Genomic DNA, 22,170 nt, shown 5'->3' with positions numbered 1-22,170 from the left:
ACTGGGGGTCAGCCGGTGGGGTTGCCGTTGTCGGAGCCGAGGGTGGCGGTCACCGTCTGGGTCTTGCCGCCCCGGATGACGGTGAGCTTCACCTCGTCGCCCGGGCGGTGCGAACGGACCGCGGCGACCAGCGCGTCCCCTGACGCGATCGCCTTGCCGTCCACAGCGGTGACCACATCACCCGACTGCAGACCGGCCTTGTCCGCCGCACCGCCGGACGTCACCTCGCCGAGGCGTGCTCCGTTCGAGAGCCCGTCGGAGGACTGCGCGTCGCCGACCGTCACTCCGAGCCGCGCATGCGTGGCCTTGCCCTTGGCCACCAGCTCGTCGATGATCGGCTTGGCCTGGTCGATCGGGATCGCGAAGCCCAGGCCGATGTTGCCGCCTTCGGACTGTCCCGATCCGCCGGCGGTCTTGATCGCGCTGTTGATTCCGACCACCTGGCCGGCGAGGTCGATCAGGGCGCCACCGGAGTTCCCCGGGTTGATGGCGGCGTCCGTCTGTACTGCGGGGAAGACCGTCGTACTGCCCGGATCGTCGTCGCCCGAGGTCACCGGCCGGTCCAGGGCGGAGACGATGCCGCTGGTCACGGTCGCCTCCAGGCCGAACGGCGAACCGATCGCGACCACACCCTGGCCGACGGCGAGCTTGCCGCTGCTGCCGAGGGTGGCCGGGGTCAGGTCGGTCGCGTCCGCCTTGATCACCGCCAGGTCGGTCAGCGGGTCGGTGCCCTTGATGGTGGCCGGGACGGTCCGGCCGTCATTCAGGATCACCGAGATCCGGCCGCCGTCGCCGGCTCCCGCGACCACGTGGTTGTTGGTGACGATCAGGCCGTCCTTGCTGATCACGATGCCCGACCCGCCCGCGGAGCCCCGCGAGGTCGCGACCGCGATCTTCACCGTGCTCGGCAGGACCTTGGCGGCCGCGGCCTGCACCGAGCCGTCCGGTGCCGAGGCCGGCGCGGCCTGGTTGCCGTTCAGCGGTGCGGTCACCGACGGGCTGTTGGTGGCGGAGTCATTGGTCGCGGAGTAGACGGCCGCGCCGCCCACCCCGCCCGCGGTGCCGACCAGCAGCGCCGTCGCGGCCACCAGGGCCAGGCCCATCCGCTTCGGCTTGGCCGGCGCCGCCGCCGCGCTCTGCGCGGGCTGCGGACCGAAGGGCCAGTTCGGGCCCGGAGACGCCCCCTGATGCGGCCCCGGGGCACCGAACTGTGGGTAAGCACTCCCGCCCGATGGGTGCTGACCCGGCCGCGGCTGCCCAGCGCCCGGCGCGAACTGCTGCTGGTGGTGGCCGTAGCCGCCCATCGGCAACTGCTGCGTCCGCTCAGGCATCTGCTGCGTCCGCTCCGGTTGCTGCGGGTCGTGACCCGGCTGGTTCTGCGGCTGCTGCGGCTGGTTCTCGGTCATGACGAGTACTTTGTCGGCCCGACCTGAGAAGCCCCTGAAGATCCCGTCAGAGCTACCGAAGAACTCCATGAAGATCCCCTGAAGGACCTGTCAGCCCCTCTTCAGACAGCTCAGCGGGTCTGGGTGGCGGCGTGGGGGAGCCAGAGGGTGAACTGGGCGCCGGCTCCGGGGAGGTTGCGGGCGTAGATCATGCCGCCGTGCTGCTCGGCCGCGTGCTTCACGATCGCCAGGCCGAGGCCGGAGCCGGGGCGGCTGCGCGCCTCGCTGGAGCGGTAGAAGCGCTCGAACACGTGCGGCAGGTCCGCCTCGGCGATGCCCGGACCGGAGTCAGTCACCGTCAGTACGCCGTCCAGCAGTCGCACCGTGACGTGGCCGACCGGCTGCCCGTCGGGACGCGTGGAGGCGTCCTCGGGAGTGCTGTACTTCGCGGCGTTGTCGAGTAGGTTCGTCACCGCCCGTCCCAGCAGGCGCTCGTCGCCCCAGACCGGGAACGGCGCGAGCTGCACGTCCCACTCCAGCCCGGGCGCGCGGCGTCGTACCTTGATGACGGCGTCCTCGACCACGTTGGCGAGCTCGATCAGCTCGGCGTTGCGGACCTGCGGGGTGTCGCGGGCCAGCTCGGTCAGGTCGCCGATCAGCGTGGTCAGCTCGTCCATCTGCGCGCGTACGTCGTCCAGCAGTTGCTGCCGGTCCTCCGGGCGGAGGCCGCCGCGCTTGTCGGCCTGGGCGAGCAGGTCGAGGTTGGTCCGGATGCTGGTGAGCGGCGTCCGCAACTCGTGGCCGGCATCCCCGACCAGCCGCCGCTGCCGGTCCTGCGACCGCGCCAGCGCGGCCAGCATCGCGTTGAACGCCTGCGCCAGCCGGGAGATCTCGTCCGTCCCGGTCACCGGGATCGGCTGCAGATCCTCCGTCCGGGCCACATGCTCCGCCGCCCCCGTCAACCGAGCCAACGGCCGCAACCCGGAAGCAGCCACCGCATTCCCGGCAATCGCGGCCCCGATCACCCCGAGCAACCCAACAGCCCACAACACAATCCCGAGGTTGTGCAGGGTTCGGTCAATGGGCGCGAGGGACTGGGCGACCACGAGGGCTGCCGGTTCGAGCTCCTCGGGGGAGCCGCACGGGCTGTTGGTCGGTGTGCAGAGCTTCGCCGGGACCGCGACGACCCGGAAGTGCGCGCCGTTGCGCACGCCGACAGTCCGGATGCTCGATTCCTCCTGCTGCTGGGCAACGGCGAGCTCGAGCTCGCCCATCGGCGGGATGTAGCTCTCGGTCGCCCCGAACCGTTGCCCGTCAGCGGTGAGCACGCCCAGCTGGATGTCGCTCAGCCCGAGTGCGTCCGACGGGATCCGCTCCAGATTGCGGAGATCGGTCAGCACCCCCTTGTTCGCGGCCTGAGTCGCCCGGTCGGTCAGGCTCTCGTCCAGGTTCCGGTACATCTGCTGGCGGACCGTGAGGTAGGCCGCCGCGCTGACGAACGCGACCGCCAGGCCGACGGCGACCGCGGCCAGCAGCGTGACCCGAGCATGCAGACTCAGCCGGTGCAGCTTCTGCTGCGCCCAGGTCTGGGTCCGGGCGGCGGTCGCCGCCACCCGATTTCCATTGCTGTTGGCAACAGGTTGTTCGCCGGCCGGTGAGGGGTTCCGGCCGGGGTGCTGGGGTTCGGGGTGGTTGGTGTAGGACGGGAAGTCGGGGTTGGTGGGGGTCACGGTGGGGTGTCTCTCAGGACGTAGCCGATGCCGCGGACGGTGTGGATCAGCCGCGGCAGGTTGTTCACCTCGGTCTTGCGGCGCAGGTAGCCGATGTAGACCTCGAGGGAGTTGGCGGTGGTCGGGAAGTCGTAACCCCAGACGGCGTCCAGGATCACCGCGCGTTCGAGCACCCGGCGCGGGTTGCGGATCAGCAGCTCGAGCAGCGAGAACTCGGTCCGGGTGAGCGGGATCGGGATGTCGCCGCGGTGCACCTCGTGCGCGTCCACGTCGACCACGAGGTCGGCGTACTGCAGCACCTCGCCACGCTGGCCGCCCTCGCCGGGCACGGTGCTGCGGCGGAGCAGGGCGCGCAGCCGGGCGAGCAGCTCCTCCAGGGCGAACGGCTTGGTCAGGTAGTCGTCGCCGCCGGCGTCCAGGCCGTCGACCCGGTCGGCGACCGCGTCCCGGGCGGTCAGCACCAGGATCGGCACGTTGTTGCCCGCGGCCCGCAGGGCCTTGGTGGTCTCCAGCCCGTCCAGCCGCGGCATCATCACGTCCATCACCACGACGTCCGGCTCGACGTTGCCGATCACCGCGAGCGCCTCGGCGCCGTCGGCCGCGGTCACCACCTCGAAGTCGTTGAACTCCAGCGAACGGCGCAGCGAGTCCCGGACCGCCCGGTCGTCGTCCACCACCAGTACCCGCATGATCCTGCCCCGCTCCGCTCGAAAGTTGCCTTTCCGCGAGCGTAGGCCGTCTGTTTGAGAAACGCCTGAGAACCCGCTGGTTCACGCCGCGCGGCGGGAGATGGCGACACCGGCGAGGCAGAGCGCGCCGCCGACGAAGGCCAGGGCGGCGGGGGTCTCGCCGAGGAAGAGCCAGCCGAGGATGATGGCGACGACGGGAACGGCGTACACGGTGATGCCCATCCGGCCGGCGCTCGTACGCCGGAGGGCGAAAGCCCACGTGGTGAACCCGAGCGCCGTGGGGAAGGCGGCCAGGTAGACGACCCACCAGATCGTGGTCGCGTCGGCGGTCCGCAGTTCGTCGAGCAGCGCCGGGGCGAACGGAAGGCAGACGACCGCGCCGATGGTGCAGGCGAGCCAGGTCACCTCCGCGGCCGGGAGGCGACTGAGGAGCGGCTTCTGGGTGACCACGCCGACGGCGTACGAGACGGCCGCGATCACGCAGAGGACGACGCCCCACAACTCGGCGCGGCCGTCGGAGCTCGACGTACCGATGACGACGATGCCGGCGAACGCGACCAGGCCGCCGATGACCAGGTTCCGCGGGAAGCCCTCGCCGAGACCGAAGCCGGCCAGTACGGCGATCAGCAGCGGGGCGATGTGGACGAGCATGGCAGCGGTGCCCGCGTCGAGTCGGCGCTCGGCGTCGTTCAGGGCGAGGTTGTAGACGCCGAACCACAGCACGCCACAGGCGAGCAGGGGTGCCCAGTCACGCTTGGCCGGCCACCGCCGAACGGCGGCCTCCGGGCGGGGACGGGTGAAGAGGAGAGCACCGAGGAGGATGCTGCCGAGCCCGAGCCGTGCCAGCGAGAGCGCGCCGGCCGAGAACTCGGTGCCGGCGTGCCGGATGGCGACGAAGGACGAGGCCCAGAGGACGACGGTCACGGCCGCCGCCGCGGTCGCGTGCGTGGAACGGGCAGGGGCCTCGGCGCGGGTCGTCACGCTGACTATCGTAGGAACTGGATCCGCTGGTTCCCATGGCGGATCGGAGGCTGGGAGGCTGCTTTGCTTACCGAAACGAGAAGTCAGCTGCTGGATGAGCTCAACATCCGGATCCTGGAGGAGCTGACCGCCGACCCCCGGTCGCGGACCACCGAGCTGGCCCGGCGGCTGGGGGTGTCCACGCCGACCGTGCGCGAACGCGTCGCCCGGCTCGAGGAGTCCGGGGTGATCCGCGGCTACCGGCTCGACGTGGATCCGGGCGCGCTCGGCCGCCCGGTCGCGGCCTGGGTGCGACTACGCCCCGGGCCCGGGCAGATCCCGAAGATCATCGAGCTGGCCGAGCGGACGGCGGAGGTCGTCGAGTGCCACCGGATCTCGGGGGAGGACTGCTTCCTGATGCGCGTCCAGGTCGCCGAGATCGCCGCGCTGGAGGACGTGCTGGACAAGTTCATCGTGCACGGCCAGACCACCAGCTCGTTCGTCGTCTCCACCCCGATCCCACCCCGCCCGGTCCCGCTGGTCTGACCCGGACCGCCAGGCCATCACAATCGCGCCGACCGACCCGCCTCCGGCTCAGCCGCCCGCGCCGCCGCACGTTGTGATGGCCTGCCGGTCCGAAAGCTGGGCCGAACCACCGCCGAAGGTGGTCTACCTCACTAGTCTGGTGGCGACTTCAGTGACCTGCATGGACCTTCGGAAGGACCCTGACCCATGGCTGCCGACAAGCCTGTCCGCAGAGTTGCCCTGCTCACCGCCGGCGGGCTCGCGCCCTGCCTGTCGTCCGCCGTCGGCGGGCTGATCGAGCGCTACACCGAGGTGGCGCCCGACGTGGAGATCATCGCCTACCTGAACGGCTACCACGGTCTGCTCAGCGGCCGGCACGTCGAGGTCACCCCGGACGTCCGGGCGAAGGCCGCGGTGCTGCACAGGTTCGGCGGCAGCCCGATCGGGAACAGCCGGGTCAAGCTGACCAACACCGCCGACCTGGTCAAGCGTGGCCTGATCGCCGACGGCCAGAACGCGCTCCAGGTCGCGGCCGAGCGGCTGGTGGCCGACGGGGTCGACGTCCTGCACACCATCGGCGGTGACGACACCAACACCACGGCCGCCGACCTGGCGGCGTACCTGCACGAGCACGACTACGACCTGACCGTGGTCGGCCTGCCGAAGACGATCGACAACGACGTGGTCCCGATCCGGCAGAGCCTGGGGGCCTGGACGGCGGCCGAGCAGGGCGCGAACTACGCCCGCAACATCATCGCCGAGCACTCGTCGAACCCGCGGATGCTGATCGTCCACGAGGTGATGGGCCGCAACTGCGGATGGTTGACCGCGGCAACAACCAAGGCGTACCGGGACTGGTGGGCCGAGCAGGAGTGGAACCCGGGGATCGGCCTGTCGGCCGGCCGCTGGGACGTCGACGCGGTGTACGTGCCGGAGGAGTCGATCGACCTGGACGCCGAGGCGGAGCGGCTCAAGGCGGTGATGGACCGCGAGGACTGTGTGAACATCTTCCTGTCCGAGGGCGCCGGCGTACCGGCGATCGTGGCGGAGCTCGAAGCTCGTGGTGAGACGGTCGCCCGGGACCCGTTCGGCCACGTGAAGCTGGACACCATCAATCCGGGGGCCTGGTTCGCCAAGCAGTTCGCCGAGCGGATCGGCGCCGAGAAGACGATGGTGCAGAAGAGCGGCTACTTCAGCCGCTCGGCCGCGGCCAACGACCGCGACCTCGCGCTGATCAAGGAGTGCACCGACTTCGCCGTCGACGCCGCGCTGCGGGGTGAGAGCGGCGTGGTCGGCCACGACGAAGAGCGCGGGGACGAACTGCGGGCGATTGAGTTCCCGCGGATCGCCGGCGGCAAGGAGTTCGACCCCGGCGTCGACTGGTTCGTCGCCCTGAAGGCCGAGATCGAGCAGCCCTAGGACGGAGTGCGGAGGCGGCCGACCCAGATGTCGGCCGCCTTCTCGATCTGGTCGAGGACCTCGTCGAACCCGTCGTCCTCGCCGTAGTACGGATCCGGTACGTCGATCTCGGCGAACAGCTGGACCGTCCCGCCGCGCCGCGTCAGCTCCGAGTGGTGCCCGGAGTCCATCACCAGCACGAGATCCCGGTCGCCGAACCAGTCGGCCCGGAACTGCTGCGCCCGGTGCGCGCTCCCGTCGTACCCACGCCGGCGCAGCGCCGCCGCGGCCCGCGGGTCCATCGGGTCGCCGGTGTGCCACCCGCCGGTCCCCGAACTGGTGACGACCACGTCGTCGATCCCGGCCTCGGCCAGCTTCGCCCGCAGCACCACCTCCCCGATCGGCGACCGGCAGATGTTGCCCGAGCAGACGACCTCTACCTTCCGCATCGTCAGCGGATCTCCGCCTTGTCCGGGAGTACGGCGTTCAGCAGCAGGCCGACGACCGTGATGACCAGGGCGCCGAGCAGCGCGGACGGCCAGAAGTCGGCCACGTGGAACTGGACGTCCAGCTTCCCGGTGATCCACGAGGTCAGCAGCAGCATCGCGGCGTTGATGACGAAGATCAGCAGCCCCAGCGTCAGGATGATGAACGGCAGCGACAGCAGCTTGACGATCGGCTTCACGATCGCGTTCACCAGGCCGAAGATCGCCGCGACGATCAGCAGCGTCAGGATCCGCCGGCCGGTGGTCGCGCCCTGGATGGTGATCCCGCTGATGAGCCAGGCCGCGATCGCCAGCGCGACCGCGTTGGCGAGCAACTTGATGATCAAGTTCTTCATGCGGTCGATCCTCCCACCCCACCGGTAGCGCCAAGCCCCGTACGCGCCCTGAGTCGACCCTGACTCTTGACACGCTAATGACCAAGTGATCTGATCATTTTCACTCGTGAGGTGAACAGATGCCGGAGGGGATCAGCGTGAGAGCCAACAAGTCACGAAGACTGGGCGTAGCTGCGGCTGCCCTCGCGCTGGTCGCGACCGGCATCCCGACCGCGCAGGCCGCCGAGCCCGACGCCACTGGCCCGTCGGAGTGCGACGCGGTCCGGACCGACTGGACCGCGCGGGCGACACCACAGGCCGACCCCGAGCGCCTGCTCAACGCCTACAGCAACACCGGCAAGGGCTGGACCGGTGGCGACAGCACGTACTCGGTGAAGCTCTCCGGCGGCCGGACCGTCTGGATCTTCTCCGACACGTTCCTCGGCCCGGTGAACCCCGACGGCAGCCGCCCGACCACGGCGCCGTTCATCAACAACTCGTTCGTCGTGCAACGCGGCGACTCGCTGAAGACCGTCACCGGAGGTACGCCGGCCAACCCGACAGCGCTCGTGAAGCCGCCGGCCAACGGCTGGTACTGGTTCGGCGCGGCCCAGACCAGCAATGCCGGCCGCAACCTCGACGTCGTCGCCCTGCGGTTCGAGAGGACCGGGCCGGGGCAGTGGGACTGGCGCTGGCACAGCAACTACCTCGCCCGGTTCGACAGCAAGACGCTGAAGCTCCGCAAACTCGCCCCGATCCCGTCGGCGGCCAACGTGCAGTGGTCGGCGTGGCTGCAGCGTGAGGGCGCGTACACCTACATCTACGGCGTCGAGGACCTGGGCGGCTCGAAGTACCAGCACGTCGCGAGGGTCCGCGGCACCGATCTCCTCGCGAAGCCGTGGGAGTACTGGACCGGTAACGGCTGGTCGGCGGACGAGTCCGCGTCGGCCCGGGTGCTGGAGGGCGTCGCCAACGAGCACAGCGTGACCCGCTGGCGGGACGGCTACCTGCTGGTCACGCACGACACCACCGAGCTGTTCAGCAAGCGGGTCCTCGGGTACTTCTCCTGCTCGCCGACCGGCCCGTGGGTGAAGCCGGTCGAGCTCTACCAGACCCCCGAGACCGGCGCGGACGGCAGCTACGGCAACGCCAACATCATCACCTACAACTCGCACGACCACCCCGACCGGCGCCGCGGGAACCGTCTCCTGGTCAGCTACAACGTCAACAGCCTGGACGCCAACACCGACCTGTACGCCGACGTGAGCATCTACCGCCCGCGGTTCGTCGAGGTCGCCCTGGAAGCGGCCCGATGAGTACGTCGGGAGGCGTCGTACGCCGGAGTCTGCTCGACGACCTGGCGACGTCGATGCTCGCGCTGATCGCGGACCGCAAGCTGGCCGCGGGCGACCAGTTCGAGTCCGTCCGGTCGCTGGCCGACCGGTTCAAGGTCGCCGTACCGACGGTCCGGGAGGCGCTGCGCCGGCTCGAGGCCACCGGAGCGGTCGAGCTCCGGCACGGCTCCGGGGTGTACGTCGGACCGCACATCGGCCGGCTGGTGCTGCCGAACCCGCTGGCGCCGACCCCGTCGTCCGACCGGCTGGTCGAGCTGCTGCAGGCGCGCGCCCTGATCGAGCCGCCGGTGGCAGCCCTGGCCGCCCGGGTCCGGACCGAGGCCGCGCTGGACCGGATGGACAAGGACCTGACCGCGGCCGCGGAGTTGATCGCGGCCGGCGACCACGCCCGGCTGGCCGAGATCAACATGGACTTCCACCGCTCGCTCGCGCAGGCGTCCGGGAACGCGACGCTGGCCGAGGTGGTCGAGTCCGTCACCGTCGTCAACGTTCGCGAGCAGCTGGAGATCCTGCACATCCACGGCGACCGGCAGGCCGACCTGGACGAGCACCGGGCGATCTACGAGGCCGTGCTGGCCGGCGACCCGGACCTGGCCGAGCTGCTCACCCGTGAACACCTCGACGGCGTCCTGGCCGTCATCAACCACCGCCTTCAGACCCCCTGAAGCTGAGAGGACGCACCATGCAACGCATCACCAACCGGAAGGCACTGACCGCTCTGGCGGTGGCCGGTGCGCTCGTGCTGTCCGCCTGTGGGGGCGACGGCGGGTCGGAGGCCGCCAAGGGCGAGGACAAGCCGGTCGACTCGCTGAAGTTCTACAACGACAAGGGCGGCTGGAAGGACGCGTTCGTCCAGGTCGGCGCGGCCAGCAAGAAGGACATCGGCGTCGGGATGGAGCCGGTCGGGTACTCCGACTCCAACACCTACACCGCGTTCATCCGGTCGTCGTTCCGGACCAAGGAGAAGGCCGACCTGTTCACCTGGCACACCGGCAAGGAGCTGGAGGACCTGGTCGACCAGAAGCTGGTCGCCGAGACCACCGAGCAGTGGGACAAGGCGGTTGCTGACGGCAACATCCCGGAGCAGCTCAAGCAGTACTTCACCTACGACGGCAAGCAGTACTGCGTCCCGCTGAACGCCGGCTACTGGGTGATGTACTACAACAAGGCCGTCTTCAAGAAGGCGGGCATCACCCAGACCCCGAAGACCTGGCCGGAGCTCCTGGCGGTCGCCGACAAGGTCAAGGCGGCCGGCGTGAAGCCGTTCTACCAGACCAACATCCTGTTCAGCTTCGTCTGGTTCGAGACCCTGCTGGCCGGCAAGGACCCGGACCTGTACGACGCCCTCGCGGCCGGCAAGGCGAAGTACACCGACGCCGGTGTGGTCGAGGTGATGAACGACTGGAAGAAGATGATCGAGGCCGGCTACTTCAGCGACCCGGGCTCGAAGACCGAGCCGCAGGCGCAGCTGAAGAACGGCGACGTGGCGATGATCAACTTCGGCACCTGGTTCAGCGGCAACCTGAACTCGCTGAAGATGAAGGCCGGCACCGACTACGACTTCTTCGTCATCCCGAACGTGAACGCGTCCCTGCCGAAGACCTCGATGATCTTCGAGACCGGCCCGGTCTGCTCGGCCGCTCAGAGCGAGCACACCGGCACGGTGAAGAAGTGGACCGACTGGTGGGTCACGCCGCAGGCGCAGACCGCCTGGGCGAACTCCCGTGGCGACCTGTCCTTCAACCCGAAGGCCGAGGTCAAGGACCCGAGCCTGGCGGCGCTGAACAAGGACGTCGGCGGCGACGGGTACCGGCTGATCAACCGCTGGTTCGAGGCGACGCCGGTCCCGGTCGCGAACAAGGCGCTCGAGGTGTTCGGCGCCTTCGTCACCAAGCCGGGTGACCCGATGCCGGGCCTGCAGAAGATCCAGGCCGAGGCGGACGCGTACTGGGCCAAGCAGAAGTGAGTTCCTCGACCCTGCAGCGACCGGCGCCGGTGAAGCCGACGCCGGTCCGCGCCCGCCCGTTGCGGCACGGCGGCCGGTCTGCGCCACTGTTCGGCGTACCGGCGGTGGCCGTGGTCGCCCTGCTGCTGTACCTGCCGTTCCTGTGGACGACGTACGTCAGCTTCACCGAGTACGACGGCCTGGCCTCGCCGGTGTGGACCGGCCTGGCCAACTACCAGGCGATGTTCAGCGACCCGGACCTGATCGGGTCGCTGGTGAACACGCTGCTGTGGGTCGTCGGCATGATCACGCTCCCGGTGGTGCTCGGGCTGCTGGTCGCCGTACTGACGTACGGGCACAAGTGGGGCACGTGGCTGCGGTTGCCGTTCCTGCTGCCGTACGCGATCTCCGGCGTGGCCGTCGGTGTCATCTGGGGATTCGTGCTGCAGCCGGACGGCGCGCTCGGGCAGGCGCTCGGGTTCTTCGGGCTGCCGGGTGAGCACACCGGCTGGCTGCAGGCCGGTCCGGGCAACACGCTGATGATGATCGTGGCGGTGACCTGGCAGGCGGCGGGCGTGAACGCACTGCTGTTCGTGGTCGGGTTGCAGTCCATCCCGGCCGAGCCGCTCGAGGCCGCCCGACTCGACGGCGCGGAGGGCTTCAGCCTGTTCCTGCACCACCTGTGGCCACAGCTCCGGCCGATCACCACGGTCGTCATCGGCCTGTCGATCGTCGGCAGCCTGAAGACCTTCGACGTCGTCTGGGTGATGACCCAGGGCGGTCCCGGGACGTCGTCGGAGACGCTCGCGCTCTCGATGTACAAGGAGACGTTCGTGCTGAACGACTACGGCCAAGGGTCCGCGATCGCGTTGTTCCTCAGCCTGGTCACGTTCGCCGCCTCGATCCTGTACCTGCGCTACCAGTTGGGGGAGTCGAAGTGAACAAGACCTCCTCCGGCCCGGTCCGGACGGCCGTGCTCGTCGTCCTCGGCCTGATCTGGCTCGCGCCGCTCTACCTGCTGATCGTGAACGCGTCCAAGTCCGTCGACTCCTACGACGCCGCGACAGTCTGGAAACCGTCCGGGTTCTCGCTGTTCGGCAACGTCGCCGAGGCGTGGGAGAAGGCCGCCCTCAGTGACACGCTGGTGGCGACGACGATCTACAGCGTGGTCTCGCCGATCCTCGCGGTCCTGATCGGCGCGGCCGCCGGGTACGCGATCGTCGTACTCCGGCTGCGCTACGGCTTCCTGTGGTTCATCGTGATCTTCGGCGGCACGATCTTCCCGCTGCAGATGGTGCTGATGCCGCTGTTCTCCGGGTACGCCGACACCGGGCTCTACGACACCCGGACCGGCATGGTCATCGTGTACACCGCGATCAGCGTGCCGTTCTCGGCGTTCGTGATGCGCAACTTCTTCACCGGGATCGCCCGCAGCGTCTTCGAGGCGGCGATCGTGGACGGCGGCGGGATGTTCCGGATCTTCCGCAGCATCTACCTGCCGATGGCCGGGTCGGCGCTGGCCGCGATCTTCATCCTGCAGGCCACCTTCGTCTGGAACGACCTGCTGCTCGGCCTGACCCTGAGCCAGTCCGAGTCGGTCCGCCCGATCATGCCGGCCCTCACCGGCCTGCAGAGCACGTACGGCGGCGCCGCGCTGCCGACCGTGCTCGCGGGCGGCCTGCTGGTCTCGCTGCCCACGGTCGTGCTCTTCCTGGCCGCCCAGCGCTTCTTCTCCCGAGGCCTCGCCCTCGGCCAGTTCTGATCTCTCGGAGGATTCATGCAGCAGCTATGGACCGCCAGCCCATCACAATCGCCCGATGGCGGCCGCGGTGAGCGTCGGCCGGCCGGGAACGGGGATTCGTGATGGCCCTGGCGTCCGGCACTCGCACAGTCGTCGTGACCGGCGGGGCCGCCGGGATCGGGCGGGGTGCTGTGGAGCGCTTCGTCGCCGCCGGTGACAGCGTCGTCGTCCTGGATCGGGACGCGGATGCGCTGACGGCGCTCGAGAAGGAACTCGGCGTCCGTGGTCTCGTCGTCGACGTCGGTGACCGGTCCGCGCTCGCCGCCGCGGCCGCGGAGCTCGACCGGGTGGACGTGCTCGTCTGCGCGGCCGGCGTCCAGCGGTACGGGACGGTCGTGGACACTCCGCCGGAGGTGTTCGACGAGGTGATGGCGGTCAACGTCGGCGGGGTGTTCTTCGCCTGCCAGGCGTTCGTGCCGAAGCTCCCGCGGGGTGGGAGTGTCGTGGTCGTCGCCTCGGTGCAGGCGTATGCGGCGCAGAAGAGTGTGGCGGCGTACTCGATGGGCAAGGGTGCGTTGCTGTCCCTGGTCCGGGCGATGGCCGTGGACCACGCCGCCGACGGGATCCGGGTGAACGCGGTCTGCCCGGGCTCCGTGGACACGCCGATGTTGCGGACCTCGGCCGCCCAGTTCGGTGGCGGGCGTTCGACCGACGACGTGGTCGCGGAGTGGGGCCGGTCGCATCCGCTCGGCCGGGTCGCGACCCCGGGAGAAGTTGCCGAAGTCATCCATTTCCTGGCGTCCCCGGCCGCGGCCTTCGTCACCGGCGCCGACGTCAAGGTCGACGGCGGGCTGACCGCCGGGCTGGCCGTCGTACTGCCGGAGGACCAGAAGTGAAGCCAGACCGGGGTGGTGGGGTGGGGAAAGCCATGAGAATCGTCGACATCCGCGCCACGACCGTGACGATGCCGCTCGAGGCGCCGCTGCGGCACAGCAACGGCGCGCACTGGGGCCGCTTCGTGCGGACCGTGGTCGAGGTCGAGGCCGACAACGGATTGATCGGTCTCGGCGAGATGGGCGGTGGCGGGCAGAGTGCCGAGGCCGCAGTGACCGGCCTGAAGCCATACCTGGTCGGCCACGATCCCGCACGCACCGAGGCGTTGCGCTGGATGCTCGCCAACCCGACCGCGAGCCTCTACAACAACCGCACGCAACTGCTGGCGGCGATCGAGTTCGCCTGTCTCGACCTGCAGGGCAAGGCCCTCGGTGTCCCGGTGCACGAGCTGCTCGGCGGCAAGGTCCGCGAGAAGGTGCCGTTCGCCAGCTACCTGTTCTTCCGGCATCCGGCCGACGACGGCACCGGGGAGATCCGGACCGCCGAGCAGCTGGTCAAGCACGCCCGGGAGCTCGTCGACGAGCACGGCTTCAGCGTGCACAAGCTGAAGGGCGGCGTCTTCCCGCCGGACTACGAGCGCGAGTGCTTCCGCGCGCTCGCCGAGGCGTTCCCCGGGCACCGGGTGCGGTTCGACCCGAACGGCGCCTTCGGCGTCGAGGAGGCGATCCGGTTCGCCCGCGGTATCGAGGACCTCGACAACGACTACCTCGAGGACCCGACCTGGGGCCTGAACGGGATGCGCCGCGTCCGCGAGAAGACCTCGATCCCGCTCGCCACCAACACCGTGGTGGTGAACTTCGAGCAGCTCGCCGCCAACGTCCTCGACCCCGCGGTCGACGTGATCCTGCTGGACACCACGTTCTGGGGCGGCATCCGGCCGTGCATCAAGGCCGCCGGCGTCTGCGAGACGTTCCAGCTCGGCGTCGCCGTGCACTCCTCGGGTGAGCTCGGCATCCAGCTGGCCACCATGCTGCACCTCGGCGCGGTCGTCCCGAACCTCTCGTTCGCCGCCGACGCGCACTACCACCACCTGCGCGACGACATCATTGCCGGCGGCAAGCTTCCGTACGCCGGCGGCGCGATCGCCGTACCCGACGGGCCCGGACTCGGGGTCGAGCTCGACCGCGACAAGCTCGCCGAGTACGCCGAGCTCTTCCGCGAGCTCGGCCCCTACCCGTACGACCGTGACCCGGCACGCCCGGACTGGTACCCCCTGCTTCCGAACACCGATTGGGCCGACCCCTCATGACGATCCCCACCAGCGCCGACCTGGCGAGCGACGTCCTCACGCACACCTACGACGACATGTTCAACCCGCCCGGGCTGACCAACTTCCTGGGCACCGCCCAGGTCGACCTGGACGTGTTCGCGATCCGCTCGGTCAACTTCCCGCCGTACTCCCACGGCGACTGCATCACCGGCCAGTTGTACGTCGACGGCCGGCTGGCCCGCTCGTACGGCGGCACCGTGGAGGTCCTGTGGCGGCCGGACTGCGTGGTCCGGTCGACCGTCGTCGACGGGCTCAAGCTGCGGTCGGTCACGGCCTGCGCACCCGGTCGTCCGGCTGTCGTCGTCCGCCTCGACGTGGAGGGCGCACCGGGTCGGACCGTCCGGCTCGGCTTCGCCCTGGACAGTACGGCGACCCGCTCGCCGAGCGGGTGGTTGAAGCCGGAGCCACCGTCGGAGCCGAACACACTGACCGCGGTCGACGGCCGTGTCGTCGGGACAGGGGAGTCCGGCTCCGCGGTGAGCCTCCAGGGCCTCGACGTACCGAGCTCGGCGGACCGGTCGATGCTCGAGACAACGGTCGAGCTGGACGCCGCCGGGCGTGGACGGGTCGGGTACGTGCACGTGCTGGCCGGTGACCTGGCCGAGGCCACGGACCACTTCGACGCCTGCGTGGCCGACGTACCGGCGGTGTTCGCGGCGTCGGAGGCCGCCTGGGACAAGGCGCTGGCGGACGCCTTCGACCCTGAGGGTGACGGGTTCAGCGGGTCGTTGCCGGTCCTGGAGACCTCGAACGAGGCGCTGCGGAAGCTGTACTGGTGGGGCGTGCTCGGGGTGATCTGGTTCCGGCGCGACAACCCGGCCAGCGTGCTCGGGCGGACGTACGACACGTTGATGCCGCGGTACTGGCAGACGACGACGTTCATCTGGGACTACAGCCTCTCGTCGTTGACCCACGCCTTGCTCGACCCGGAGCCGATGCGCAAGCACATCGAGCACTGGGTCGACCTCGACATCCACAAGCATTTCGGCACCGAGTGGCTGACCGGTGGGCCGGTCGGTTACTGGTACTCGGTCAACGACTTCGCCATGACGCGGCTGGTGCGCGACTACGTCCGGTTCACCGGGGACGCCGGGTTCCTGGACGCGTCGGTGGGCGACAAGCCGATGGCCGAGCACCTGCACGACTGGGCGACGGCGTGGCGCGGCCTGCGTGGCGAGCACGCGCTGGCGGACTACGGCGGCATCGACAACCTCCTGGAGTGCGTCAGCAGTTACGTGCACGAGGTGGCCAGCTTCAACGCGGCCAACGTCTGGTGCCTCCGCGTGGCCGCCGAGGTCGCCGCCCGCGCCGGGGACGACGACCGCGCCACCCTCCTGCTGAAGGAGGCCGACGAGCAGGCCGGCCACGTCAGCGAGCTGTACATCGAGGGCGAGGGCTTCTGGCACGCCCGCCAGCCGGACGGCTCACTGGTCCCGGTCCGGCACTGCTACGACTTCAACATCGTGGGTACGACGATCGCCGCGGACCTCTCGCCGTCGCAGCGGACCGAGATGGTGTCGTTCTTCCAGCGGGAGCTGCAGACGCCGACGTGGATGCGCGCGTTGTCGCCGTACGACGCGGACGCCGCGTTCAGCCTGCGGCCGGACCACCAGTGGAACGGCGCGTACCCGGCCTGGCCGGCCGACGCGGGGCGGGCGTTGTTCGCGCTCGGGCGGGGCGACGTCGTCCTCGACTGGCTGCCCGGGCTGGCGCGCTCGGCGAACCAGGGGCCGTGCGGTCAGGCCCACTTCGTCGAGGAGGCCGAGCCGGCGATGGCGGGCGGGGCGCGGAAGTCGCCGCCGCAGTACCCGTACCTGATCGACTGGTCCTGCTCGTCGTCCGGCTCCTGGGTCAGCCTGATCCTGGAGGGCGTCTTCGGCGTCGAGGTCGCCCTGGACGGCACGGTCACCGCGAAACCGCAGGTCAGCGCCCTGGACCCGAACGCCCGCCTCACCGGCCTCCGGGTCGGCTCCGCGGTCTACGACGTCACCGCGTCCGGCCTCACCCCAGCGGGCTGACGCGCTCAGCGGGGGTCAGGGGTGGCGATGGCCTCGAGCAGGGATTCCTGGGCGCCGGCGAGGTGACGGCGGAGCTCCTCGACGCACTCGTCGAGCTCGCCGCGTTCCAGGAGGCGGACCAGCTTGCGGTGCGAGGCGACCTGCTGGCGGGCGTCCTGGCGCAGGGCGTCGACCCGCGCCAGCGCCAGCCGGGCCTCGCCGGTGACCGAGTCGGCGGTCGCGATCAGCCGCTCGCTGCCGGTCAGCGCGACCAGGCTGCGGTGGATGGCCAGGTGCGTCTCGGTCATCGCCTCCGGGTCGGCGCCGTCCTTCGCGGTCGCGGCGAAGACCCGCATCGCCTCCCGGACCCGCTCCCGCGCGGGCTCGTCGGCGTCGAACCAGGCCCGGATCCCGGCCGACTCCAGCACGAACCGGGCCCGGCAGATGTCCGCGACCGCGTCCGGGTGCAGGATCGCCACGCTGACGCCCTTGTTCGGCTCCCGGATCGCCAGCCCCTCGGTGACCAGCATCGTCATCGCCTCGCGAACGGTGCTCCGGGCAACTCCCAGCGCCTCCGCGAGCGGTTGTTCGCGCAACGGCGTACCCGGCTCGAGATCACCGGCGAACAGGGCGGCGCGGAGCGCGTCGACCACCCGGTCCACCGTGGTCGATCGGTCCACCCGCAGCCGTTCGTACATGGGAAGATTCTCGTCCAGTCCAGGTCCGTTGTCGCGCGCGACCCGGTCCGCGGGCACGGTTGACGGCGTACCTGATGCTCCTATAGAGCGCCGGGTGTCAAGTTCGGGGTGAGGGCTTGGGTGATGAGGGGTAGGAGTTCTCGGCACAGGGCGCGTTTGAGACAGCGCATGATTTCTTTGGTGGTTTTGCCTTCGGCGCGTCGTCGGGTGACGTAGGCGCGGGTGGGTTCGTGGTGGCGCATGCGGACCAAGACGATGGTGTGCAGGGCTGAGTTGGCGTGGCGGTCGCCGCCGCGGTTGAGGCGGACGCGGTGGGTGCGGCCGGAGGCGACGGCAACGGGGGAGGTTCCGCAGAGCGCGGCGAAGGCGGCGTTGCTGTGGAGGCGGTGGGGGTTGTCGCCGGCGGTGGTCAGCAGCTGGCCGGCGGTTTCGGGGCCGACGCCGCAGCGCTCGAGCAGCGCGGGTGCGGTGTGGCGGGTCAGGGCGCGGAGTTGGGTGTCGGCGTCGGTGATTTCCTCGGTGAGGTGCTGGCAGCGGCGGGCGAGGCGGCGCAGTGCGGTCTTGGTGGCCTGGACCGGGTCGGCCGGATCGGTCGCCGGGCGGAGCGCGATGGCGTGCTCGAGGAGTTGGTCGGTGGGCAGGCTGGCGAGTTGGCTGCGCAGCGGCTCGGGGGCGGTGACGACCAGGTGCTTGAGCGTGTTGGTCGCGGCGGTTCTGGCCTTGACCGCGCCGGAGCGCGTGGCCCGCAGGACGCGGATGGATTCCACCACACCGGTGCGGGTCTTCGGCGCGCCGGTCGCGGTGCCGGCCAAGACCGCGCGGGCCGCGGCCTCGGCGTCGATCGGGTCGGACTTGCCGCGCTGGCGGCGGGTCTGCCGGTTCGGCCGCGACACCTCCACCACCTGCACGTGTTCGGCGGTCAGCAGCCGCGCCAGTGAGGCGCCGTAGCTGCCGGTGCCCTCCACCCCCACCGCAGCTAGCTCGCCATGGCCGCCCAACCAGGCCAGCAGCCGCTTCTCTCCGGCGGTGGTGGCCGGGAACTGGGCATGGGCCAGCAGCCGGCCGAGATGATCCACACACGCCGCGGTGTGGGTATCCAGGTGGGTGTCGACCCCGCCGACAACCTGACCTGGCCCCGCGATGTCGGTGACGGCGAAGTGGGTAGTGCTGATCGGGTCTGTCATCGTAGAGACAGCCGTCCTTTCCATCTGCGAACCGGTACGGACGGCACGCACCGCCGGCTGGGCGGACAGCACATGGACGGGCCTCTGAGACAGGCTCCTATCAGGTCACGTTCCGTCCGGCCGGTGCGTGCAGCTCGCCGGCCAAAGACAGATCAGGCAAAAGTCAACCCCGCTCGGGGTGACGGTGGATAACTGGGTCACCCGGCCGGCAAGCACATCATCCATGTGGATAACTCTCGACATGATGACCTGGTTTTGGGGCAGCATTTTCCCAGTGGCCGCCCCTCTCCACCGCCGGCGTGGAGGGCCACTGAGCCAGCGAGGAGCCGATCGTGGGTGACAGCAAAGCACTGCCGATCGCCGGCGGCGTCCTGCTGGTGCTGTTCCTGCCGTTGCTGATCGTGATCGCGCTGATCCTCGGCGGCCTGGCCGGGATGGCGAGCGCGGAGGCGTGCACGCCCACCCAGACCGAGGGCAAGGCCTTCGGCTGGCCGACCGACCGGCAGGAGATCGACCAGGGCTGGTCGGAGGGGACGGGCGAGGGCGAGAGCCCGCACCGCGGCATCGACTTCGACGTCGACGCGGGCAGCAAGGTCTACGCGGCCGAGGACGGCACCGTCGTCTCGATCGCGGACAACCAGATCCGGATCCGGCACGACGAGGGCGTCGAGACCCGGTACAAGTACTTCGAGAACATCTCCGTCCGGGTCGACCAGGAGGTCAAGCGCGGCGACCAGATCGGCACCTCCGGTTCGGGTGACGAGGCGGCCCCGGGGCTGACCGGCGAGCACCTGCACTTCGAGCTGTGGGTGCAGAAGGACGAGGGCGGCGAGCTCGAGGCGGTCGACCCGGATCCGGACGGCGACACGTTCGGCGAGGACACCGGGGAGACGGAGTCCGGCTGCGGCTGCAGCACCCTGGTCGGGTCGAACAACCAGCAGAAGGCGTTCAACTACTTCACCTCGAACGGGTACTCCAAGGAGCAGGCCGCCGGCATCGTCGGCAACATGATCCACGAGTCGGGCGTCGAGCCCGGCCGGCTGCAGAACACCCCGCCCGGCCAGGTCACCAACCCGGCCGACGCGATCGACAGCCCGCTCGGCTGGGGCATCGTGCAATGGACCCCGGCCGGCAAGATGATCCGGCCGTCCCGGGGCGCCGGTGTCGACGACGCGGTCATCGGCTCCCTCGAGTACCAGCTGGAGTTCCTCAAGAAGCAGCTGGACGGCGAGACCGCGATCCCGGAGGCGAACGCCGGCCAGATGCTGAAGCGGACGAACACCGCGGAGGACGCGGCCGTCGCCTTCGGCCGGTACTACGAACGGTTCGCCGGCTCCGATGACCTCAGCAACCCGCGCTACACCCAGCGCAAGACCGCCGCCCGGGAGGTGCTGTCCACCTTCGGCGGGGCCGCGCCGGGCGAGGGTGGCGCCAGCTGCGGCGCCGGGAACGGCGACATCGTCCGGACCGCGCTCCAGCTGGCTTGGGACACTCCGGGCCACGGCCACTCGCCCAAGCCGATCAACCCCACCTACGAGCAGGCCGTGCAGGAGCACAACGGATCCTCCGGCGAGGACGTGCTGACCGACTGCGGCGTGTTCGTGGCGACCGTGATGCGGATGAGCGGGGCCGACCCGGAGTACGCCGTCCGCGGGACGAGCGTCCAGATCGACTACCTGCGCAGTTCGGGCAAGTACGACATCCTCGAGAACCTGAACAACGAGGGTCAGCTGAAACCCGGCGACATCTTCATCATCGACGGTCACACCTACCTGTACACCGGGAACTACGAAGGCGGCGACGGGAGGACGTACAACGCGGCGTCGGCGTCGTTGTACGGTCACGTGCCGGAGGCCTCGCACGTGTACTTCTCCGACTACCGCGGCCACTACACGGTGGCCCGGCTCAAGCAATCGGGAGCTTCGGCTGATGGATGAGAACCGGCGGCTGTTCCTGCTCAGCGGCACGGTGGTCGTGGTCGCGCTCGTCGTGCTCGGCGGGTTCCTCGCGTTCCGCGGCAACCCCGAGCACACGCTGTCCGTGCGCTCGGTCCCGAGCGACCTGACGCTCACGCTGGACGGCAAGGAGATCCCGGCCAACGGCGAGGTCACGGTGAAGGAGGGCACCCACACGCTGACCGGCGAGCGGCGCGGTTTCCAGAGCTACACCCAGACCGTGCAGGTCACCGAGGACTCACGGTTCAAGATGTACCTGTTCTCGAACAGCGCCGAGGGCCGCGCCCGGGAGAAGTCGCACCCGGGGGAGACGCTCGAGGCCGAGTCCGAGGCCGGCCGCCGCTTCGACGAGCTGAACGACCGGCTCCGGGCGAAGTACCCGATCCTCGAGGAGCTCCCGTACATCGGCCCCGGCTTCACCGTGAACCAGGGCATCTCCCAGGCGCACCCCGGTGACCCCGAGTACCTCGCCTTCTACATCAAGGTCACCGACTCCGAAGGCCGCAAGAAGGCCCTCGAGTGGCTCACCGGCCACGGGTACAAGCCCGAGACCCTCGAGCTCATCTGGACGACGTAGTCAGGCCGGGAGGACGAGCTCACCGCCGGGGGTGGTGATGGCGGTGAGTGGGAAGTCCAAGGGGTTGGTGAGGCAGCGAGCCGACCCGCCGCCCTTGTGGAACTCGGTGAGGTCGAGCACGACCACGCGGAGGCCGAGGCCGGTGAGGATCTCGCGCAGGCGCGGGGAGCAGGCCGGCATGATGATCGTCTCGTTCACCACGATCGAGTTGGCGCTGAACGCGAACGCCTCCTCGTCGGTCAGCACGATCGGGTCCGGCACGATCCCGAACAGCTCCGCCTGGCTCTCCGCGTCGAACGCCGGCGGGTAGACCATCGCGTGCGTGCTGTCGACCGGGCAGAACGGCAGGTCGAGGTGGTACATGCCCTCGTGCATGATCCGCAGCCCACGCACCCGGACGCCCCACTCGGTCGCCAGGTGCTTGAGCGCCTCACCTTCGGTGCGCGGCCCGTACCCGACAACCAGGCTGTCGCCGAACACGAACGCGTCCCCGGACTCGAAGTGCGGCCCGACCCCGTCCGACCCGGTCCGCGCGAGCGCGAACCCGTGCCCGGTGAACCAGTCGGCCGCGGTGAGCGACTCCTTCCGCCGCGGCGCGAACCGCATGTGCGAGAGCATCGCCCGTCCGTCCGCGGTCGCCAGCCCGAGGTTCATCGCGTACACCATGTCCGGCGAGTCCGGCCGCTGCGCGAGCACCTCGACCTCACCGCCGGCGTCGACGATCGCCTGCCGCAGCGAGTCCCACTGCTTCAGCGTCAGCTCGGGGTCCGGCTGGTCGTGCGTGGACATGTACGGGTTGATCACGTAGTCGATCCGGAAATGGTCCGGGCGGACCATCAGATACCGGCGACCCCACCCCAGCGACTCACCCATGACCACTCCCTCGGCTCTTGACACCGGCGTCGCGATGCCTTCGACGGCTTTGCCAGATCCTCTGATTGTCCGACAATCAGTCAGTGTGCAGCCTGGTCGGTTCGCGCGCAACACCGCCGCCGGATGTGATCAAGCCAGGCTGGTCCGGGGGTGAGGTAAGGACTAACCTGCGGG

The 22,170-nt window shown here is 69.9% G+C and carries 21 protein-coding genes; 12 read left to right on the top strand and 9 right to left on the bottom strand.

Annotation, left to right across the window (positions count from 1 at the left end; translation table 11 throughout):
- Positions 1–8 precede the first annotated feature (8 nt).
- The 4 genes from ACQPYZ_RS35090 to ACQPYZ_RS35075 all read right to left on the bottom strand — a co-directional run bounded on the left by ACQPYZ_RS35090 (position 9) and on the right by ACQPYZ_RS35075 (position 4,785).
- Positions 9–1,406: a trypsin-like peptidase domain-containing protein gene (locus ACQPYZ_RS35090; protein WP_433163610.1), complete on the bottom strand. Its 1,398-nt coding sequence runs from the start codon at positions 1,404–1,406 to the stop codon at positions 9–11.
- A gap of 110 nt (positions 1,407–1,516) precedes the next feature.
- Positions 1,517–3,115, bottom strand: a complete 1,599-nt coding sequence (locus ACQPYZ_RS35085) for a sensor histidine kinase (protein ID WP_433163608.1) — start codon at positions 3,113–3,115, stop codon at positions 1,517–1,519.
- Positions 3,112–3,804 carry a response regulator transcription factor gene (locus ACQPYZ_RS35080; protein WP_433163607.1) on the bottom strand — a complete coding sequence of 231 codons (693 nt, stop codon included), beginning with the start codon at positions 3,802–3,804 and terminating at the stop codon, positions 3,112–3,114. Before ACQPYZ_RS35080 ends, ACQPYZ_RS35085 begins: the two co-directional genes overlap by 4 nt.
- Before the next feature lie 81 nt (positions 3,805–3,885).
- Entirely contained in the window at positions 3,886–4,785 is a 900-nt protein-coding gene (locus ACQPYZ_RS35075) for a DMT family transporter (protein WP_433163605.1), read from the bottom strand.
- 63 nt (positions 4,786–4,848) lie between these two features.
- Here ACQPYZ_RS35075 and ACQPYZ_RS35070 point away from each other — a divergent pair, with 63 nt between their 5' ends.
- Positions 4,849–5,310 (top strand): Lrp/AsnC family transcriptional regulator, encoded by a 462-nt coding sequence (locus ACQPYZ_RS35070; protein WP_433163603.1) that lies wholly within the window; start codon positions 4,849–4,851, stop codon positions 5,308–5,310.
- Between the two features lie 186 nt (positions 5,311–5,496).
- Positions 5,497–6,708 (top strand): pyrophosphate--fructose-6-phosphate 1-phosphotransferase, encoded by a 1,212-nt coding sequence (locus ACQPYZ_RS35065; protein ID WP_433163601.1) that lies wholly within the window; start codon positions 5,497–5,499, stop codon positions 6,706–6,708.
- On the opposite strand, the gene ACQPYZ_RS35060 is transcribed toward ACQPYZ_RS35065, so the two are convergent.
- Together ACQPYZ_RS35060 and ACQPYZ_RS35055 are read right to left on the bottom strand one after the other, a co-directional pair.
- Entirely contained in the window at positions 6,705–7,136 is a 432-nt protein-coding gene (locus ACQPYZ_RS35060; RefSeq protein WP_433163600.1) for a low molecular weight protein-tyrosine-phosphatase, read from the bottom strand. The two genes, ACQPYZ_RS35065 and ACQPYZ_RS35060, sit on opposite strands and share 4 nt — an antisense overlap.
- A gap of 2 nt (positions 7,137–7,138) precedes the next feature.
- Entirely contained in the window at positions 7,139–7,528 is a 390-nt protein-coding gene (locus ACQPYZ_RS35055; protein WP_433163598.1) for a phage holin family protein, read from the bottom strand.
- A 137-nt stretch (positions 7,529–7,665) separates the two neighbouring features.
- On the opposite strand from ACQPYZ_RS35055, the gene ACQPYZ_RS35050 reads away from it, so the two are divergent.
- The 8 genes from ACQPYZ_RS35050 (at position 7,666) to ACQPYZ_RS35015 (ending at position 16,730) form a co-directional block, all read left to right on the top strand.
- Entirely contained in the window at positions 7,666–8,823 is a 1,158-nt protein-coding gene (locus ACQPYZ_RS35050; protein ID WP_433163596.1) for a DUF4185 domain-containing protein, read from the top strand.
- Positions 8,820–9,527 carry a FadR/GntR family transcriptional regulator gene (locus ACQPYZ_RS35045; RefSeq protein ID WP_433163594.1) on the top strand — a complete coding sequence of 236 codons (708 nt, stop codon included), beginning with the start codon at positions 8,820–8,822 and terminating at the stop codon, positions 9,525–9,527. Before ACQPYZ_RS35050 ends, ACQPYZ_RS35045 begins: the two co-directional genes overlap by 4 nt.
- Before the next feature lie 17 nt (positions 9,528–9,544).
- Positions 9,545–10,828, top strand: coding sequence for an ABC transporter substrate-binding protein (locus tag ACQPYZ_RS35040; protein WP_433163593.1), 1,284 nt, complete (start codon positions 9,545–9,547; stop codon positions 10,826–10,828).
- A complete protein-coding gene (locus tag ACQPYZ_RS35035) occupies positions 10,825–11,748 on the top strand; it encodes a carbohydrate ABC transporter permease (protein WP_433163591.1) in 924 nt (307 codons plus the stop codon). Before ACQPYZ_RS35040 ends, ACQPYZ_RS35035 begins: the two co-directional genes overlap by 4 nt.
- A complete protein-coding gene (locus ACQPYZ_RS35030) occupies positions 11,745–12,569 on the top strand; it encodes a carbohydrate ABC transporter permease (protein ID WP_433163589.1) in 825 nt (274 codons plus the stop codon). Before ACQPYZ_RS35035 ends, ACQPYZ_RS35030 begins: the two co-directional genes overlap by 4 nt.
- A 101-nt stretch (positions 12,570–12,670) precedes the next feature.
- The gene (locus ACQPYZ_RS35025) at positions 12,671–13,444 is read left to right on the top strand and encodes an SDR family NAD(P)-dependent oxidoreductase (protein WP_433163587.1); all 774 of its coding nucleotides are present in this window, start codon (positions 12,671–12,673) and stop codon (positions 13,442–13,444) included.
- 32 nt (positions 13,445–13,476) lie between these two features.
- Positions 13,477–14,691 carry an enolase C-terminal domain-like protein gene (locus ACQPYZ_RS35020; protein ID WP_433163585.1) on the top strand — a complete coding sequence of 405 codons (1,215 nt, stop codon included), beginning with the start codon at positions 13,477–13,479 and terminating at the stop codon, positions 14,689–14,691.
- Positions 14,688–16,730 carry a hypothetical protein gene (locus ACQPYZ_RS35015; RefSeq protein WP_433163583.1) on the top strand — a complete coding sequence of 681 codons (2,043 nt, stop codon included), beginning with the start codon at positions 14,688–14,690 and terminating at the stop codon, positions 16,728–16,730. Before ACQPYZ_RS35020 ends, ACQPYZ_RS35015 begins: the two co-directional genes overlap by 4 nt.
- Before the next feature lie 5 nt (positions 16,731–16,735).
- Here ACQPYZ_RS35015 and ACQPYZ_RS35010 read toward each other — a convergent pair whose 3' ends face one another.
- Both ACQPYZ_RS35010 and ACQPYZ_RS35005 read right to left on the bottom strand, forming a co-directional pair.
- Complete coding sequence (locus tag ACQPYZ_RS35010; RefSeq protein ID WP_433163581.1) at positions 16,736–17,407, bottom strand: GntR family transcriptional regulator; 672 nt, start codon at positions 17,405–17,407, stop codon at positions 16,736–16,738.
- An 80-nt stretch (positions 17,408–17,487) separates the two neighbouring features.
- On the bottom strand, positions 17,488–18,663 hold the full coding sequence (locus ACQPYZ_RS35005) for an IS110 family transposase (RefSeq protein WP_433157307.1): 1,176 nt from the start codon (positions 18,661–18,663) through the stop codon (positions 17,488–17,490).
- A gap of 260 nt (positions 18,664–18,923) precedes the next feature.
- Between ACQPYZ_RS35005 and ACQPYZ_RS35000 the strand changes: the two genes are divergently transcribed.
- Positions 18,924–20,528, top strand: coding sequence for a phage tail tip lysozyme (locus ACQPYZ_RS35000; RefSeq protein ID WP_433163579.1), 1,605 nt, complete (start codon positions 18,924–18,926; stop codon positions 20,526–20,528).
- Positions 20,521–21,123 (top strand): PEGA domain-containing protein, encoded by a 603-nt coding sequence (locus ACQPYZ_RS34995; RefSeq protein ID WP_433163577.1) that lies wholly within the window; start codon positions 20,521–20,523, stop codon positions 21,121–21,123. The genes ACQPYZ_RS35000 and ACQPYZ_RS34995 overlap by 8 nt, the downstream gene beginning before the upstream one ends.
- Here the strand turns inward: ACQPYZ_RS34995 and ACQPYZ_RS34990 are convergent, their stop codons facing one another.
- Complete coding sequence (locus tag ACQPYZ_RS34990; protein WP_433163575.1) at positions 21,124–21,996, bottom strand: dimethylarginine dimethylaminohydrolase family protein; 873 nt, start codon at positions 21,994–21,996, stop codon at positions 21,124–21,126.
- Between the last annotated feature and the right edge of the window lie 174 nt (positions 21,997–22,170).

The sequence above is a fragment of the Kribbella sp. CA-247076 genome (assembly GCF_050942445.1).
GTDB lineage: Bacteria > Actinomycetota > Actinomycetes > Propionibacteriales > Kribbellaceae > Kribbella.
Note: the sequence above shows the minus strand (reverse complement) of the source record. Positions and strands in the feature narration are given on the sequence as shown.

Bases quoted from the DNA above. Each gene is read 5' to 3' on its own strand.
- ACQPYZ_RS35090 (WP_433163610.1), bottom strand. From the start codon at position 1,406: ATGACCGAGAACCAGCCGCAGCAGCCGCAGAACCAGCCGGGTCACGAC.
- ACQPYZ_RS35080 (WP_433163607.1), bottom strand. From the start codon at position 3,804: ATGCGGGTACTGGTGGTGGACGACGACCGGGCGGTCCGGGACTCGCTG.
- ACQPYZ_RS35065 (WP_433163601.1), top strand. From the start codon at position 5,497: ATGGCTGCCGACAAGCCTGTCCGCAGAGTTGCCCTGCTCACCGCCGGC.
- ACQPYZ_RS35060 (WP_433163600.1), bottom strand. From the start codon at position 7,136: ATGCGGAAGGTAGAGGTCGTCTGCTCGGGCAACATCTGCCGGTCGCCG.
- ACQPYZ_RS35055 (WP_433163598.1), bottom strand. From the start codon at position 7,528: ATGAAGAACTTGATCATCAAGTTGCTCGCCAACGCGGTCGCGCTGGCG.
- ACQPYZ_RS35045 (WP_433163594.1), top strand. From the start codon at position 8,820: ATGAGTACGTCGGGAGGCGTCGTACGCCGGAGTCTGCTCGACGACCTG.
- ACQPYZ_RS35040 (WP_433163593.1), top strand. From the start codon at position 9,545: ATGCAACGCATCACCAACCGGAAGGCACTGACCGCTCTGGCGGTGGCC.
- ACQPYZ_RS35025 (WP_433163587.1), top strand. From the start codon at position 12,671: ATGGCCCTGGCGTCCGGCACTCGCACAGTCGTCGTGACCGGCGGGGCC.
- ACQPYZ_RS35020 (WP_433163585.1), top strand. From the start codon at position 13,477: ATGAGAATCGTCGACATCCGCGCCACGACCGTGACGATGCCGCTCGAG.
- ACQPYZ_RS35015 (WP_433163583.1), top strand. From the start codon at position 14,688: ATGACGATCCCCACCAGCGCCGACCTGGCGAGCGACGTCCTCACGCAC.
- ACQPYZ_RS35010 (WP_433163581.1), bottom strand. From the start codon at position 17,407: ATGTACGAACGGCTGCGGGTGGACCGATCGACCACGGTGGACCGGGTG.
- ACQPYZ_RS34995 (WP_433163577.1), top strand. From the start codon at position 20,521: ATGGATGAGAACCGGCGGCTGTTCCTGCTCAGCGGCACGGTGGTCGTG.
- ACQPYZ_RS34990 (WP_433163575.1), bottom strand. From the start codon at position 21,996: ATGGGTGAGTCGCTGGGGTGGGGTCGCCGGTATCTGATGGTCCGCCCG.